Origin of the sequence: Haladaptatus sp., assembly GCF_049589095.1 — an archaeon.
Classification (GTDB): Archaea; Halobacteriota; Halobacteria; order Halobacteriales; family Haladaptataceae; genus Haladaptatus.
Map to the genome: position 1 here is coordinate 1 of NZ_JBAWAC010000095.1, position 15,255 is coordinate 15,255.

General features: G+C 60.0%; 15 protein-coding genes. 4 read left to right on the forward strand and 11 right to left on the reverse strand.

The window, feature by feature from the left end; translation table 11 throughout:
- A partial coding sequence (locus WBV42_RS03160; RefSeq protein ID WP_423984745.1) for an alpha-amylase family glycosyl hydrolase occupies window positions 1-1,285 on the reverse strand: 1,285 nt, incomplete at its 3' end.
- Between the two features lie 154 nt (window positions 1,286-1,439).
- Window positions 1,440-2,942, reverse strand: coding sequence for an MFS transporter (locus WBV42_RS03165; RefSeq protein ID WP_423984746.1), 1,503 nt, complete (start codon window positions 2,940-2,942; stop codon window positions 1,440-1,442).
- Between the two features lie 308 nt (window positions 2,943-3,250).
- Between WBV42_RS03165 and WBV42_RS03170 the strand changes: the two genes are divergently transcribed.
- The 4 genes from WBV42_RS03170 (at window position 3,251) to WBV42_RS03185 (ending at window position 6,362) form a co-directional block, all read left to right on the forward strand.
- Window positions 3,251-3,955 (forward strand): DUF120 domain-containing protein, encoded by a 705-nt coding sequence (locus WBV42_RS03170; protein WP_423984747.1) that lies wholly within the window; start codon window positions 3,251-3,253, stop codon window positions 3,953-3,955.
- The gene (gene ribB, locus WBV42_RS03175) at window positions 3,952-4,611 is read left to right on the forward strand and encodes a 3,4-dihydroxy-2-butanone-4-phosphate synthase (protein ID WP_423984748.1); all 660 of its coding nucleotides are present in this window, start codon (window positions 3,952-3,954) and stop codon (window positions 4,609-4,611) included. Before WBV42_RS03170 ends, ribB begins: the two co-directional genes overlap by 4 nt.
- 138 nt (window positions 4,612-4,749) lie before the next feature.
- Entirely contained in the window at window positions 4,750-5,151 is a 402-nt protein-coding gene (locus tag WBV42_RS03180) for a DUF5518 domain-containing protein (RefSeq protein ID WP_423984749.1), read from the forward strand.
- 278 nt (window positions 5,152-5,429) lie between these two features.
- Complete coding sequence (locus WBV42_RS03185; protein WP_423984750.1) at window positions 5,430-6,362, forward strand: branched-chain amino acid transaminase; 933 nt, start codon at window positions 5,430-5,432, stop codon at window positions 6,360-6,362.
- Window positions 6,363-6,581: 219 nt separating this feature from the next.
- On the opposite strand, the gene WBV42_RS03190 is transcribed toward WBV42_RS03185, so the two are convergent.
- The 9 genes from WBV42_RS03190 to ahaH form a co-directional block, all read right to left on the reverse strand.
- A complete protein-coding gene (locus tag WBV42_RS03190; protein WP_423984751.1) occupies window positions 6,582-7,274 on the reverse strand; it encodes a V-type ATP synthase subunit D in 693 nt (230 codons plus the stop codon).
- Between the two features lie 143 nt (window positions 7,275-7,417).
- The gene (locus WBV42_RS03195; RefSeq protein ID WP_423984752.1) at window positions 7,418-8,824 is read right to left on the reverse strand and encodes an ATP synthase subunit B; all 1,407 of its coding nucleotides are present in this window, start codon (window positions 8,822-8,824) and stop codon (window positions 7,418-7,420) included.
- The gene (locus WBV42_RS03200) at window positions 8,824-10,584 is read right to left on the reverse strand and encodes an ATP synthase subunit A (protein ID WP_423984753.1); all 1,761 of its coding nucleotides are present in this window, start codon (window positions 10,582-10,584) and stop codon (window positions 8,824-8,826) included. The genes WBV42_RS03195 and WBV42_RS03200 overlap by 1 nt, the downstream gene beginning before the upstream one ends.
- Window positions 10,581-10,922: a V-type ATP synthase subunit F gene (locus tag WBV42_RS03205; protein ID WP_066140067.1), complete on the reverse strand. Its 342-nt coding sequence runs from the start codon at window positions 10,920-10,922 to the stop codon at window positions 10,581-10,583. The genes WBV42_RS03200 and WBV42_RS03205 overlap by 4 nt, the downstream gene beginning before the upstream one ends.
- Window positions 10,919-11,977: a V-type ATP synthase subunit C gene (locus WBV42_RS03210; RefSeq protein ID WP_423984754.1), complete on the reverse strand. Its 1,059-nt coding sequence runs from the start codon at window positions 11,975-11,977 to the stop codon at window positions 10,919-10,921. The genes WBV42_RS03205 and WBV42_RS03210 overlap by 4 nt, the downstream gene beginning before the upstream one ends.
- Window positions 11,974-12,558 (reverse strand): V-type ATP synthase subunit E, encoded by a 585-nt coding sequence (locus tag WBV42_RS03215; protein WP_423984755.1) that lies wholly within the window; start codon window positions 12,556-12,558, stop codon window positions 11,974-11,976. The genes WBV42_RS03210 and WBV42_RS03215 overlap by 4 nt, the downstream gene beginning before the upstream one ends.
- 16 nt (window positions 12,559-12,574) lie before the next feature.
- Window positions 12,575-12,835, reverse strand: a complete 261-nt coding sequence (locus WBV42_RS03220) for a F0F1 ATP synthase subunit C (protein WP_423984756.1) — start codon at window positions 12,833-12,835, stop codon at window positions 12,575-12,577.
- Between the two features lie 7 nt (window positions 12,836-12,842).
- A complete protein-coding gene (locus WBV42_RS03225) occupies window positions 12,843-14,927 on the reverse strand; it encodes a V-type ATP synthase subunit I (RefSeq protein WP_423984757.1) in 2,085 nt (694 codons plus the stop codon).
- On the reverse strand, window positions 14,914-15,246 hold the full coding sequence (gene ahaH, locus WBV42_RS03230; protein ID WP_253224881.1) for an ATP synthase archaeal subunit H: 333 nt from the start codon (window positions 15,244-15,246) through the stop codon (window positions 14,914-14,916). The genes WBV42_RS03225 and ahaH overlap by 14 nt, the downstream gene beginning before the upstream one ends.
- Between the last annotated feature and the right edge of the window lie 9 nt (window positions 15,247-15,255).

Sequence of the window (15,255 nt, forward strand, 5' to 3'; positions counted from 1 at the left end):
CGTGGAGGGTGGTGTTCGTCCACGAGGTGTACACCGACTGGGTTCGGCTACTGCCGCCGTTGTTGATGCCGACGAGGAGGTTGTTGTACCGTTCGTACACCGCGAGATCGCTGTCGGCGTGCCGCCAGTAGATCTCGCCGCCCGCGAGGTTCTTCTTCACCCAGACCATGTTGTTGATGGCGCTGCCGTCCAGAATCTCGTTCGGGTAGAGGTTGTAGATCATCGGTACCCCTTCGCTGGTGAGGACGAACGCGTGGGCGAGATGGTACTGCGTCGGCGAGTCCACGTCGTGGTTGTAGACGAACGGATGAGCGTGGTACGGGTCCTGGGAGACGACGCCCGCACCCTGTAGCTGACTGATATCGCCGTTCGAAAACGCGTCACTGAGGGCGTAGTACAGCGGGTAGTCGAACGCGTCCATTCCCGTGTCGATGTAACCCTGTACGTAGTCGATACTTCCGTCGTACACCTCGCCGATGCGGGCCAATCCGAGGTCGTCCGCCTTCGGGTTGGCGTAGTCGTTCCAATATTTCTCCTCGACGTGTTTGACCGCATCGTAGCGGTAGCCGTCCGCGCCGACGTCGGCGATCTTCTCCATGTAGTTCATCAACTCGCCGCGGACGTACTCCGAGGTGGACGATTCGTACTGCGCGAGGTCGGGGAGTCCGAGCAACTCGCCGTGTTCGACTTGATGATCGTCGCTCCAGTCGTCGATTGAGCCGACGTCGTGGTGGAAGTCGTTGTAGGAAAAGCGCGGGAAGTCGTAGTCGTGTCCCGACGCCATGTGGTTCATCACGCAATCGACGTACACTTCGAGACCCTGAGCGTGCGCTTCGCTGATGAGCGACCGGAGTTCGGACTCCGTCCCGAACTCGCTGTCGAACACCGTGTAATCGACCGGCTGATAGCCGAGCGGCGGGTCGTTGCGCCCGCTCTGGTCGCTCCATGTCAGGTCGCTCTTCTGCGGTGCCTGTATCCAAACCGCGTCGTAGCCCCTGTCCGCGACTTTCGACAGGTTGTCGGTGATGGTCGACCACGTCTCGTGGAAGTATTGGAAGTGAACCGGCTCTCCCGCGGCCGTCACCTTCCCTGCGAGTGCCGGAAGTCCGGCACCGAGACCGACGACCGAAAGCCCGCCGACGAACGCTCTCCGCGTCAGATTCGCCCGCCTCGATTCCGTGCGTTTCGCCTCTTCGCTCCCTCGTTTCGATTCCCGTCGTTCGGTGCCTGCCTCTGATTGCCGTTCTCGACCGTCTTCGATACGGGTCGTGTTATCTTCTGCCACCATGCATCTGTTACGTATTATCACAACACATTTTAAACTAGCCACTGTTCGGTTAAATCTCAATTATCGAGTTCTGTATTCATATTCTCGAACGAATTCGAAGGACGGTACATGCTGTCAGAAAACTGGGTCCGGACGTCGCTCGAACGGGTAGCTAGTCGTCGGAGTTTCCTGGACTCGGACGACTGCCGCTCTCGTTAGACTCGGAGACGAACGCCGAAACCGGCGTACTGACCTCCTCCAGAGATTTCTGTGCGGCGTCGATTCCCCAGACCCATTCGACGACGGCTCCCAGTAGCATGAGTCCGGCAGCGATACAGTAGCCGTAAAACACGTTTATCGGCTCGCCGCTGCCGATGAGATTCCCGAACAGTGCCGGAGCGACGACCCCGCCTGCTGCCTGTCCGATGGCGAAGAAGATGGCGATCGCTTGGGCGCGGACCTCCATCGGGAATATCTCACTGACAGTCAAGTACGCCGCACTCGCCGCCGCTGTGGCGAAGAAGAACACCACACACCAGAGTATCGTCTGTGTGAGTGCTGTGAGCATCCCGTTCAGGAACAGGAAGCCAGTGATAGCCAACAGTATCCCCGAAACGCTGTAGGTCCCGGAAATCATCGGTCGACGACCGACCGTGTCGAAGAACCGACCGAGGGCGATCGCGCCGACGAAGTTGGCAGCGGCGAAGGCGATTCCGTAGTACGCCGTACTTTGCTTCGGGATGCTGTAGAACTGATGTAAAATCAGACCGTACGTGAAGTAGATGGCGTTGTAGAGGAACGCTTGTGTGATGAACAGGATACAACAGAGCACCGCACGTCGGAAGTTGTCCACGAATACCGTTTTGACGATGTTTCCGAGGGAGATACTCCCGATCGGTTCGATGGTCATGGAGTCGTCCTCGTCCGGTTCCTCCAACTCCTCGTCCGTGCTCTCTTCGACCCGCTCTTCGACGTCCTCGACGACCTCTTCCGCTGCGTCCGGTTGCTCGTGAATCATGAGCCAGCGTGGACTCTCGGGGACGTACCGTCGGAGAACGAGAATGAGCAACGCCAACGCCGCGCCGAAGGCGAACACGTACCGCCAATTAGCTCCGGAGGTAACGACGCCCGAGTTCAGGAAGAACAACGTGATCACCGACGCGGCGGCCGCACCGATCCAGTAACTACCGCTGATGGCCAAGTCGGCGTGCCCGCGGTAGTCAGCCGGAATCAATTCGTCGATGGCCGAGTAGACGGCCGAGTACTCCCCGCCGATGCCGAGACCGGCGAGAAAACGGAAGAGCGCGAAGCTGTAGAACCCGACGGAGAGCGCCGTCAATGCGACACCGCTGAGGTAGACTCCCATCGTGATGAAGAACAACTTCTGGCGACCGTATCGGTCGGTGAGCCACCCGAACCCTATCGCTCCACAGACTTCCCCTATCAAGTAGACGGACGCCGCGTAACCCACCTGTGCGCTCGTCAACCCCAACGTCGATTTGCTCGTGAGCATCGGTCCGATGGCTCCGACGAGGCCGATCTCCAGACCGTCGAGCAACCACGTCGCACCGAGTGCAATGATTATCAGCCAGTGAAAACGGGACCAGGGTAGTCGATCCATCCGAGCCGGTATCTTCGTTTCGTACCGCTCCGCTTCGGTATCGTTCTGTGACATTGTGGTACACGGACAACCGCCGGGAGATATCTCTCATCGCGAGATGATCGTCTCCAATCCCTCAGGGTTGTCGAGTTACTCTTCGCCGTTTTTACGGTTAAGGTGGATGGCTTCTAGTGCCGACAGTTTAAATAACAACGCCACTCTTGCCTGCGATTAGTCGAAGCCGGACCGGGAACCACCACACTTAGATGTCGTCGCTGGCTACGTAACACTCAGAACAGTGATATCGCGTCTCACTGCGTAACGCTTCTGTTACGCATCCCATTTTCGGCACGCTTAAACGAACGAAGCACGGAGTATCGTGTATGCCAGCGACATCGCTCGTGGTCGGGTACGACGAACTCGCCGCGCTGAAGCTTCTCGCGCTCGACGGAGCGCTCGAAAGCGAGGTCAAAGTGTCGTGTGCCGACCTCGCCGACCGCCTCGACGCGTCCAACCAGACGGCTTCGCGCCGCCTCCAACGGTTGGACGACGCGGGCCTCATCACGCGCGAGATCGTCAGCAACGGCCAGTGGGTCGCCATCACTGACGACGGCGAATGGGAACTGAAACGCGAATACGAGGATTACCGTCGAATTTTCGAGAACCTCTCGGGTGTCGATCTCTCGGGAACCGTTACGGGTGGGATGGGCGAAGGGAAACACTACATTTCGCTGTCGGGGTACATGGAACAGTTCATCGAACGACTGGGCTACGAACCCTATCTGGGAACGTTGAACGTCGAACTCACGGACGAAAGCGTCCGTGCCCGCTCGGCGATGAACGCGCTCGACCCCGTTCCGATCGACGCGTGGGAAGACGGCGACCGAACGTACGGTCCCGCAGTTTGCTACCCCGCCGCCATCGAGACGACGGCCGGCGATTCCTACGAACCGGTGCACGTCATCTCACCCGAACGAACTCATCACGACGAGGACCAGTTGGAACTCATCGCGGAATCGAAACTCCGTGACGAACTCGAATTGGACGACGGCGAACACGTCACGGTCCACATCGAGGAGGTACAATGAGCCACCCCGTCGCCACGTCGGTCGAGCAGGCGGTCACCGCGTTCCGCGACGGTTCCCCCGTTCTCGTCCACGACGCGGCCGACCGTGAAGGTGAAACGGATCTCATCTATCCCGCCGGTGCGGTCACGCCGGAAGCGGTCTCCCGCCTCCGCAATGACGCCGGTGGACTGATTTGTGTCGCCCTCTCCCACGATGTCGCAGAACGGTTCGATCTCGACTACATGGATGAAATCATCGAGCACCCGGCGAGCGAGGGTCACGACCTCGGTTACGACTCCCGTTCTTCCTTCTCGTTGACCGTCAACCACCGCGACACCTACACCGGTATCACGGACGACGACCGCTCGCTGACGATTCGAGAACTCGCGGGCGCGGCGGCGACACCCGAGGATACCGACTTCGCGGCCGAGTTCCGCGCTCCGGGGCACGTCCACCTACTCAAGGCCGCTCCTGACCTGCTCACCGAACGACAGGGCCACACCGAACTCGGAATCGTCCTCGCCGCGGCCGCCGACCGGTCTCCCGCCGTCGTCGTCTGTGAGATGCTCGACGACGAAACCGGCAGTGCGCTCTCTCCCGACGACGCCCGCGCCTACGCCGAACGCCACGACTTCCCGTATCTCGAAGGGGCGGAGATTGTCGAATCGCTTGGTTGATCATTTCGCGCACGTCGCGGGATGAGACCGTAATTCTTCATCTCGTAACGAAATTTCTCCCCTCTCGTTGCGGTAATCTCGAAACAGGTATGTCAATTATGAAAAATGTTAATCTCCTTGTAGGTCGATATACTCTGTATGGACTTCAAAGTAAGAGCAATCGTGTACGGAATCGTCGCGACCATCATCGTCGGTCTCCTCAGTGGGGCAGTCGTCCCGTTCACGGACATGACACTTCCCATCGTGGGCGCTGGACTGACTGGCATTATCGGTGGTCTCGTGGCTGGCTACGTGTCCGGAACGAAACTCGATGACGGCGCGCTCAACGGCGGCGTCGCAACCGCTGCCGGGGCCATCGTCGCCCTCGTCGTCCTGAGCGTCGCCGGATTGTTGACCGCCGGTCTCATCCCGACCATGGGTCTGTTCGCCTTCGGCGTGGTGTACGTGATCGTCGCCGCGATCCCCGGTGCCGTCGGTGGCGCACTCGGGTCCTGGCTGAAGGGTCGCTCGGACGAACGCACCGCCGCACGGCCCGCCTAATACCGAATTGCACGGCCCGTCGGACGCGAACCGCCTGATCCACTCGTTTTTCGGCTGATTCGAACGCTTTTCATCGTCGAGTCCGCTCCATTCATATTTAACTAGTTGATCAACTGTTAATCTATCTTCGTGCCACCGAAACGCAGCGATTTCGATCCCGTTCCGACTTCGTTCCCCCCCTGGTACTCGAACCGTTCACCCCACTGCGAGTAATTCCACACAATCGTCCGAGGACAATCGCCAAAACTCATTACTGTGGCCTCCAATGGGTCGTACGTATGAGCTTTGACGAAATGGACGTGGACACGATCTGGATGGACGGCGAGTTCGTCGATTGGGACGACGCACAAATCCACGTTCTCACGCACGGACTGCACTACGGGACGGGTGTTTTCGAAGGGGTCCGCTGCTACGACACCGAAAACGGTCCCGCGATCTTCCGCTGGGAGGACCACCTCCAGCGCCTCTACGATTCGTGTAAACCCTACAACCTCGAAATCGAATACAGCCCGGAGGAACTCACGGAGGCGACCCTCGAACTCGTCGACCGCCAGGACCTCCGCTCCTGTTACATTCGACCCATCGCCTACTACGGCTACGACAGCCTCGGCGTCAGTCCCGGCGACTGCCCGACCGAAGTGACAATCGCGGCGTGGCCGTGGGGCGCGTACCTCGGCGAGGACGCCCTCGAAAACGGCGTCGAGGTCATGATCTCCTCGTGGCGCAAACACGCCTCCAGCCAGATCCCGACGAACGCCAAGACGACCGGCCTGTACGTCAACAGCCTCCTCGCCGGCGAGGAAGCCCGACGCAACGGCTACGTCGAGGCCATCGTCCTGAACAAGGAAGGCAACGTCGCGGAAGGTCCCGGCGAGAACATCTTCATGGTCCGCGACGGCGAGATTTTCACCCCCGGACTCTCCGAGAGCATCCTCGACGGCATCACCCGCAACAGCGTCATCACGCTGGCCGAGGAGATGGGCTACGAGGTCCACGACGACGCGACCATCAGTCGCGGCGAACTCAACACCGCCGACGAACTGTTCTTCACCGGCAGCGCGGCGGAGGTCACGCCCATCCGGCAGGTGGACAACGTCGAAATCGGAAACGGTAGCCGCGGTCCAGTGACGGAGGAACTCCAGACCGCCTTCTTCGACCTCGTGAACCGTCGCACCGACGACCACGACGAGTGGTTCACGTACGTCGAGTAATCGATTTCAGTTACGGTTTTTCGTCCGTCGTCGGAGAGACACGGAGCGGACGCGATAGAGACGGCGACTGGACATCCCGAGCGACGAAACGAACGGCTATCGAAAGCCCTCTATTTCGGATGGAAACCCGATGACTGAAGCACCTTTTCGGTCCACTTCATCGACCTGAAACGCACCGCTGACCGGCCGGAATGCACTGCAGAAAGATAGATAGCCGAGTTAGCTCGTGACGGCGACTTCGCCTTCCGCTCGTCCCGTTTCGCGGGCCTGCTGTTCTTCCTTCTCGCTCTCTTCTTTCTTGGCCTTGATCTTCTTCATTCGGAAGATCTCCTCGCGCTCTTGCTCTTCGAGTTTCTGCTCGATGTAGCTCTCGGATTCGTAGAGGTCCGGCAGGAGCTTGAATTCTAGCGCGTTGACACGACGCTTCGTCTTCTCGATCTCGTCCAGCATCTTCTTCATCGCCGTCTCGATCTCGGCGGCGAGGATGATGCTTTCGAGCAGGTCCTCGTAGGCGTCCGCGGTCTCGTCGATACGGGCGCTCGTCCCGAGGACACCGTACCCACGCTCGTCCAGCGACTTCTTGACTTTCGAAGACTCGATCTGCGGGACGACGACGCCCATGATGTTCTTCGATTCCGTCGTGATTTCGGGATGCTCACGGAGTGCCGCGGCGGCCCCACGAACTGCGACGTCCCCTTCCATCGCACGAGCCATGTTGATGGTCTGCTGTGCGCTCTCGTAATCCTCGTCCAAATCGGACCGTACGTCCTGTGCTTGGTCGAGGATGTCCATAAACTCCATAATGAGCCCGTCACGCTTCTGCTCCAGCGTGTCGTGACCCCGTTCGGAGAGATCGATGCGATCCTCGATCGCCATGAGGTTCTTCCGAGTGGGTTTGACGTCCGTGGCCATGTTGGTTGACCATAAAAACTCGAACGGGATAATTCTTTACAGTCGAAAGCCGCTTCGCGGCGATATCCGCGGCACGGAACTGGATATCTCTCCGTCGCTCGACACCATTTTCACCGTTGTAAAGAAAAAACGCGTACTCGCGTTTAGTCCGCCGCGACTTCTTCCGCTTCTTCCTCGACGTAGTGCTCCTCGATTTCGTCCTCGCTCACGCGATTGAGCTTCGTCTTCGGAAGCATCGAGATGAGGTCCCAGCCGATGTCCAGCGTCTCTTCGATGTCACGGCTCGTGTGGAAGCCCTGATTGAGGAACTCGTCCTCGAAGCGGTCGGCGAAGTCGAGGTACCTGTTGTCGTCCTCGCTCAACGCTTCACGACCGACGATGTTCACGAGGTCGCGCAGGTCCTCACCTTCCGCGTACGCCGCGAACATCTGGTCGGAGAGACCGGAATGGTCGCCACGGGTGAGCCCTTCGCCGATACCGTCGTCCATCAGCCGCGAGAGGGACGGAAGCGGGTTGATCGGCGGCTTGACACCCTGCGAGTTCAGGTCGCGGTCGAGCATGATCTGCCCTTCCGTGATGTACCCGGTCAGGTCGGGAATCGGGTGCGTGTCGTCGTCGCCCGGCATCGTGAGGATGGGAATCTGCGTGACGGACCCCTTGCGTCCTTCGATACGGCCCGCACGCTCGTAGAGCTGTGCAAGGTCCGTGTACATGTATCCGGGGTAGCCACGGCGACCCGGCACCTCTTCGCGGGCGGCACCGATCTCACGGAGCGCCTCACAGTAGTTCGTCATGTCCGTCAGGATAACCAGCACGTGGTAATCCTTGTCGAACGCGAGATACTCCGCCGTGGTGAGCGCCATTCGCGGCGTGACCGTCCGCTCGACTGCGGGGTCGTCCGCGAGGTTCATGAAGACGACCGAGCGTTCCAGTGCACCGGTCCGCTCGAAGTCCTCCATGAACTCGTTCGCCTCTTCGGCCGTGATGCCCATCGCGCCGAACACCACTGCGAACTCGCTCTCTTCGCCTTCCTCCTCGTCTTCGAGCACGCTCGCCTGTCGTGCGATCTGAAGCGCGAGGTCGTTGTGCGGCAGACCGGATGCCGAGAAGATGGGCAGCTTCTGTCCTCGAACCAGCGTGTTCATGCCGTCGATGGCCGACACGCCGGTCTGGATGAACTCCTCGGGGTATTCCCGTGCGTACGGGTTGATCGCCGCGCCGACGATGTCACGTCGCTCGTCCGGAACGATTTCCGGACCGCCGTCGATTGGCTGTCCGGACCCGTCGAGGACGCGTCCGAGCAGGTCCTCGGTGACGGGCATCTTCAACGTCTCACCGAGGAATCGAACTGACGATTGGCGGTCGATACCTTCGGTGCCTTCGAACACCTGAATCGAGACGAGTCCCTCGCTCGATTCGAGCACCTGTCCGCGCAGCGTTTCGCCGGCCGGTGTCTCGATTTCGACCATCTCGTCGTATCCGATGGGCTCATCGACCTCGGCGAACACCAGCGGACCGCTGATTTCGGTAATTGTCTGGTATTCTTTCATTAGTATTTCTCCCTGAGCTCTTCGGTGATGTCCTCTTCGATCTCTTCGACGAAGTCCTCCCAGTCCTCGGTCACGCCGATACGGTTCAGGCGTGGGGCGGCCTCGATGGACGTGATTTCGTCTATCGGGACGCCGGCTTCGAGCGCTGCGAACGCTTCGTCGTTGAACGTCTCGATGGCTTCGAGCATCCGGTAGGTCTTCTCCGGCGAACAGAAGGCGTCCGTGTCGTTGAACGCGTTCTGCTGGAGCCATCCTTCACGAAGATAGCGTGCGACTTCGAGCGTCAGCTGCTGATCTTCCGGCAGCGCGTCCTTGCCGACGAGCTGAACGATTTCCTGTAGCTCGCCTTCTTCGTCGAGAACGTCAGTTGCCCACTGGCGTTTCTCGGGGAAGTCCTGCCGGACGTTCTGTTCGTACCACGGGTCGAGCTGGTCCTTGTACAGCGAGTAGGATTCCTCCCAGTTGATCGCCGGGAAGTGCCGACGTTCCGCGAGGTCGGCGTCCAGCGCCCAGAACGTCTTCACGATGCGCAGGGTGTTCTGTGTGACGGGCTCGGAGAAGTCTCCCCCTGGGGGACTAACTGCACCGATAGCCGTCACCGAACCTTCCGTACCGTTGATGTTGTCGAACTTGCCTGCGCGCTCGTAGAACTGGGCGAGTCGGGCGGCGAGGTACGCCGGGTATCCCTCTTCGCCGGGCATCTCTTCGAGACGCGAGGAAATCTCACGCATCGCCTCCGCCCACCGCGAGGTGGAGTCGGCCATGAGTGCGACGTCGTATCCCATGTCGCGGTAGTATTCCGCGATGGTGATTCCCGTATAGATGCACGACTCACGTGCGGCCACGGGCATGTTCGATGTATTCGCGATGAGGCACGTCCGCGACATGAGCGGTTTGCCCGTTCGCGGGTCTTCGAGTTCCGGGAAGTCCTCGATGACTTCCGTCATCTCGTTGCCACGCTCGCCACAGCCGACGTAGACGACGATGTCCGCGTCGGCCCACTTGGCCAGCGAGTGCTGGGTGACCGTCTTTCCGGACCCGAACGGTCCCGGAATCGCGGCCGTCCCACCTTTGGCGATGGGGAACAGGCCGTCGAGAATTCGCTGTCCGGACACGAGCGGTGTCAGGGGTGTCTTCTTGTCGACGCTCGGTCGCGCCTCACGAACCGGCCACTCCTGTTGCATCGAGACTTCTTCGCCGTTGTCGAGTTCGACGATGGCCTCGTTGACGTCGTAGTTGCCGCTCTTCACGCTGACGACTTCGCCGCCCTCGTAGTCCGGCGGCACCATCACCTTGTGTTCGATGCTCTCGGTCTCGGGAACGGTTCCGACGATGTCGCCGGGTTCGACCGTGTCACCTTCGCTGACGGTTGCGGTGAACTCCCACGTCTTCTCCTGGTCGATACCCGGAGCATCGACACCACGGTCGAGGAACGCGCCCATCTTGCTTTCGAGAACGTCGAGCGGGCGTTGCACTCCATCGTAGATGGAGTAGAGCATACCCGGTCCGAGTTCGACCGACAGCGGTTCGCCCGTGTTCTCGACGGGTTCACCGGGTGCGACGTTCGAGGTCTCCTCGTACACCTGAATCGTGGTTACGTTTCCTTCGATTTCGATGACCTCTCCCATCAGCCCTTCATCACCGACGTACACGACGTCGTTCATCCGGGCACCGAGGTCCGTGGCGGTAACGACCGGTCCGCTCACGCTCTGAATGACGCCGTCCTCACGGACGACGTCGCTGTCTGTTGCCTGGCTCATTCGTTATCACCTTGTTCGTCTTCGTCCATAAGGTCGATACCGATCGCACGCTTGATCTTGTCGCGGAGTCCGCTGCTTCCCGCGCCACCGCCCAGCGCTACGAGGGTGGGCTCGATACTCGTCTCGACGTCGTTCCGGACGTTCCGAGAGAGATGTTCGAGGTCGTCGTCGTGCATCACGATGATGCCCACGTCGTCGTCCGTTAGTACGCGAGAAACTGCGTCGTCCAAGCTCTCCGCTTTCTCGTCATCCGGAACGTTTTCGAACTTCCGGACGCCTGCGAGGCGAAATCCGGTCGTGAAGTCCGGGCTCCCGATGACGGCTATCTCTTGGCTCATAGTAGTACCAGTTCCTCTTCGATTTGGTCCTCTGACAGTCCCGCTTCGCGCCCTCGTGCGATCGCACGGATGTTATCGACTTCACGCTGTTTGGCGAGAACGTAAGCGAACACTGGACACACGGATAACGGAAACACGTGTGAAAGGTGGTCCGAGTATTCGAGCAACGCCTTATCTAGAGCGTGCTCGAATCCAATCAGACTGTCGGCTCGCTCAAGCTCGTCCAGCGCTTCGTCCAGCTTATCCCCGTAACGACTGTCACGGAGCCGGGCGATCAGTTCGTCGGGATTTCCTGCGAGTTGTGCCAGTGTCGATGCGTCGAACAGTCGCCCCCCGGAGATGTAGTACTTCGCGGGGTCGATGTCAGCGCCGCTTCGGCTGGCACGAAGGACGTTCCGGATGTTCCGGAAGTCGATCTCCGCTTGCAAGAAATCGACGTACAGGTCGGTCGCGCGGTCCGGACCGACGATGATTCCGTCCATCAGCCCCTCGTAGTACGCCCGATCGATGGCGTTTTCGAGCGGGATCAACAGCCCGGTCTCCTCGTGATCCTGATACGCTTCTTCGACGGCGTCGCCGAACATCGTATCGGACAGGAGATCGACGACTTCCTCGATGGTAGTCGCGTCGAGCATCCGGTCGATGAAACGGTCGGAGAACTCACCGGCGCGGATCAGGTCCGCCTCGACGAGTTCTCGATCCGCGTCGGAGTAGATGCCACGGATCACGGTCTTGATGTTCCAGTCGTCGAACTTCCGGAGATAGCGGGCGATGAGGTCGTAAAGCTTCCCGTCGGCCCACTGCAACAGGTCGTCGAAGTGCTTGGCTAAGTTGGCGTGGAGTGCGTACTCCACGAGGTTGACGCCATCGTAGCGTGCGCCGAGTGCGTTCACTTCATCCTCGTACTCCGTCTCCTCCATGTACCGGGCGATTTCTCCCGGGCCCATTCGAATGAGCTTGCGGTAGTCCTCCTCGGAGAAGAGAGTGGCGCGGCGCGTCTTGACGCGCGCGTTGACGTACTCGTAGTTTGATGCGTCGCTGCTAATAACCTTCATTGGTCGTCGAACAGCTTCGAGCTGATGTCTTTTAGCTGATCGTCCCAGACGGTTTCGAGTATCGAGTCGAACGTGTTGTTCACTCTGACCCTCGACGCGTCGCTTTCGACGACGACGCCGCCGAGACAGTCGTACTCACCAGCGTACTCGGAGTTCTCGTAGTCGTCCAGGATCCCGGTGACGAGTTCCTCGTCGGACGGACACGAGTAGACGCGGACCGATTCCTCATCCTCGAACTCGGTCGCTGCGGCGTCGAGCAGTTCGCGCGTCAGCTCCTCGCGCTCGTCGCCGCCGAGCTCCGAGAGTCGCTCCTCGACCGCATCGCGAACGTCCTGGATGACGTCACGACGGGCGCTCAGGCGCTTCTGTTTGGCTTCGAGCTTGGCACCCGAGAGGCGCTGATCGCGTTCCTGTTCGATCTGGTTCTCGATCTCTCGTTCTTTCGCCGCTACGATTTCATCGGCGTCCGCTTCGGCCGCCTCGACGATCTCGGCGGCTCGGTCGTCGGCCTCTGCGCGGATTTCGTCCGCGCGCGTGCGGGCTTCGTCTCGAATGTCCTCAACTACTGTTTCCAAACTCATAAATTGGGAAGGGAGTTTATACGATGAACACGACGACCAGCGCCAGAATGACGAGGGTCTCCGGGAGCACCGTCATGATCAGTCCGAGACCGAAGAAGTCGCGGTCCTCGGCGATTGCGCCGACGGCGGCGGCACCGATGCCACCCTCTGCGACGCCTGCGCCGAGTGCGGCGAGACCGACGCCGAGCGTGGCGCCAGCCTTCGGGAGCTGACTGGAAGCAGCGTCCTGTGCGAGCAATACAGCGGAGTGTGCGAATGCGAGTATGAATTCGTACATGGTTTACTTAGTCCTCTGTGGTGTAGGATCTGTCGTAGCCGAACGGTTGGAACTTCTCCCCACCGCCCTCATAAAACTTCCCAAAGAATTCCACGTATTCCAGCCGCAGGGCCTGCAGACCTGCGCTGACGATGCCGAGCGCTAGCACGACAAGGTGGCCCAGGATCAGCAGGACGATTCCGAAGAGTACCCCGATGATACCCATGTGGATCAGGCCGTTGAAGACGACCTCGCCGTGACTGACGGCGGATGGGGCTTTGTCGACGAGGAAGTGGTAGCTCTCTCCGTCGAAGGAGGCGCCGAACACGAGCAGGTTCACGACGAGCGCGATGCCCGCCTCGGCGATGACCTCCGCGGCCAACCGAGCGTAGGACAGCACGTGCGTGAGAACGTTCAGGCTCTCGATGAGCGCGACGACGGGGCCCTCAGCGACGACGAGGGCGATCATGCCGACGACGGCGACTGCGAGGCCCGCCATTCCGGCCTCGGGCGAGAAGCCCGTGAAGCCAAGTGGAATCGGATGGGCGTCGAACGACGTGTAGATGAAGTCGGGTTTCGAACTTTTGTAGCTCCTGCTGAGGATCCAGAGCCAGACGCCGTTCATGAGCAGTATCCAGGAGCCAGCCTCCAGGAGCGCGTGTTTCATTCCGAAGTCCATCTTCTCGCGGAAGTCGAAGATGAATCCCACGTTGAGGTGGATCAACCCGACGATGACGCTCATGAACAGCCAGAGGAGCGCCCACTCGACGGTTTCCGGCGTCAGCCCCTTCTCCAGCGGCGGACCGCCGGGGCCATAGAGCATATGCGCGAAGTGGAAGCCGAAGAACTCGGCGAATATGAACCCGAAGACGACGGTGACCGCACCCGACCAGAGCGCGATGCCGCCGAGGCTCTTGAACCCGCCGTCGAATCGGGTGAAGAGGTACCAACCTGCCACGAGGTAGACCAGGCCGTACCCCACGTCGCCGATCATGAATCCGAAGAAGATCGGGAGCGTGAGGAACAGCACGATGGTCGGATCGAACTCGAAGTATCGCGGCCTGTTGATCGTTTCGACCAACAGTTCGAACGGTCGAGTCGGATCGGGGTTGTCCTGGACGACCGGTGGGTTCTCCTCCGTGCCGCCGTCCATGGCGACGTGGTGGTCGATGTCCGGATTGTGGTAGGATGCGCGTTCGAGTTCGTCGACGTCGGCGCGGTCGCCGACCGCCGACCGAATGGCGGTTACCAGGTCGTCGTAGCGGTCGGACGGGATCCAACCTTCGGCGATGAAGGCGTTCTCCGTCGTTGCAAACTGAAGCGGCGCTTCCTCTTTCTGTACCTCGATAGCGAGTTTTTCCTCGGCCGCCAACAGGAAGCCAGCAGCATCGAGTTTTACGTCGTTTAGCTCGCTTTCGACGCCGTTGAGCTTCGATTCGTGCTTCTGATAGTCGTGTTTGAGCTCCGCGACGTACTCCTCGGGGCTTCCCGAGGCCTCCGGAACGTCGTACGACGTAAACTCGATACCGACCAGTGCCTCGCCGAGTGCGTCTTCTGCCCCGTCTTCCGGGTAGACGAAGACGGCAACCGTCCGCTCCTCGGAGAACAGTTCGTACTCCTGAATGTCGCTCGACTCGGCGAGCGCGCGTTCGATTTCGTTCGCGTCCCCTTCGCCAACGGCGACCTGAAGATGGTCGTATCCCGACAACAGATCGAGGTCGATGCCGAGGTTGGCGAACGGCTTCATCGCGTCTATCCGTTCTTCGACGCTCTGTAGTTCCGCTTCGAGTTCGTTTCGTCGGGCGTCCAGGCGGTTGACCTGTGCCCGGATCTCTTCGAGTTCCTCTTCGAGGGCTTCGCCGGTAACGATTCGCTGCGGACCGGCGTCCTCCCCACTCACCTCAAGAATACTTTCGATCGAACGAACGGTGACGAGTTTGTCGGATGCCTCGTCCGCGCCAGTGACGGGGTTGCCCGGGTCGAATCCTTCCCACGACCCATCGTAATTCGACAGATGTACGAGATTCAGTTCGTGAATCGCTTCGATGACGTCGGGCATGACCATCCGCGACCCTGCCACCGAGACCTTGCTCATCCGTTCAGGTCTGAGCATGCACCGCCTCCCTGAATCTGTCGATGACTAATTCTATCGCCTCCTCTTTGTTCGCTTCGGCACGAGTTTCGAGCTCTTCTCGCTCTTTCTCGCCCTCTGCGAGGATCTGTTTGCGCTCGGATTCGATATCTTCACGCGCATTTTCGAGTCGTTTCTCTTCCATCTCGTTGGCCTCTTCTTGAGCTTCCGAGCGGATCTCCTCCGCCTTCGTATGCGCCTCCGAAATCCGCTCTTCGCGATCCTCCTCGGCTTGCGCGACGATGCCGTCAGCCTCCGTTTCGGCCTCTTTTATTCGTTCTAGAACGTCCGGTCTCGGCATATGTGGTAA

Coding starts and splice junctions, on each gene's coding strand:
- WBV42_RS03185 (WP_423984750.1), top strand. CDS start 5,430: ATGAGCTTTGACGAAATGGACGTGGACACGATCTGGATGGACGGCGAG.
- WBV42_RS03225 (WP_423984757.1), bottom strand. CDS start 14,927: ATGCTCAGACCTGAACGGATGAGCAAGGTCTCGGTGGCAGGGTCGCGG.
- WBV42_RS03215 (WP_423984755.1), bottom strand. CDS start 12,558: ATGAGTTTGGAAACAGTAGTTGAGGACATTCGAGACGAAGCCCGCACG.
- ahaH (WP_253224881.1), bottom strand. CDS start 15,246: ATGCCGAGACCGGACGTTCTAGAACGAATAAAAGAGGCCGAAACGGAG.
- WBV42_RS03220 (WP_423984756.1), bottom strand. CDS start 12,835: ATGTACGAATTCATACTCGCATTCGCACACTCCGCTGTATTGCTCGCA.
- WBV42_RS03180 (WP_423984749.1), top strand. CDS start 4,750: ATGGACTTCAAAGTAAGAGCAATCGTGTACGGAATCGTCGCGACCATC.
- WBV42_RS03205 (WP_066140067.1), bottom strand. CDS start 10,922: ATGAGCCAAGAGATAGCCGTCATCGGGAGCCCGGACTTCACGACCGGA.
- WBV42_RS03190 (WP_423984751.1), bottom strand. CDS start 7,274: ATGGCCACGGACGTCAAACCCACTCGGAAGAACCTCATGGCGATCGAG.
- WBV42_RS03165 (WP_423984746.1), bottom strand. CDS start 2,942: ATGTCACAGAACGATACCGAAGCGGAGCGGTACGAAACGAAGATACCG.
- WBV42_RS03200 (WP_423984753.1), bottom strand. CDS start 10,584: ATGAGCCAGGCAACAGACAGCGACGTCGTCCGTGAGGACGGCGTCATT.
- WBV42_RS03210 (WP_423984754.1), bottom strand. CDS start 11,977: ATGAAGGTTATTAGCAGCGACGCATCAAACTACGAGTACGTCAACGCG.
- ribB (WP_423984748.1), top strand. CDS start 3,952: ATGAGCCACCCCGTCGCCACGTCGGTCGAGCAGGCGGTCACCGCGTTC.
- WBV42_RS03195 (WP_423984752.1), bottom strand. CDS start 8,824: ATGAAAGAATACCAGACAATTACCGAAATCAGCGGTCCGCTGGTGTTC.
- WBV42_RS03170 (WP_423984747.1), top strand. CDS start 3,251: ATGCCAGCGACATCGCTCGTGGTCGGGTACGACGAACTCGCCGCGCTG.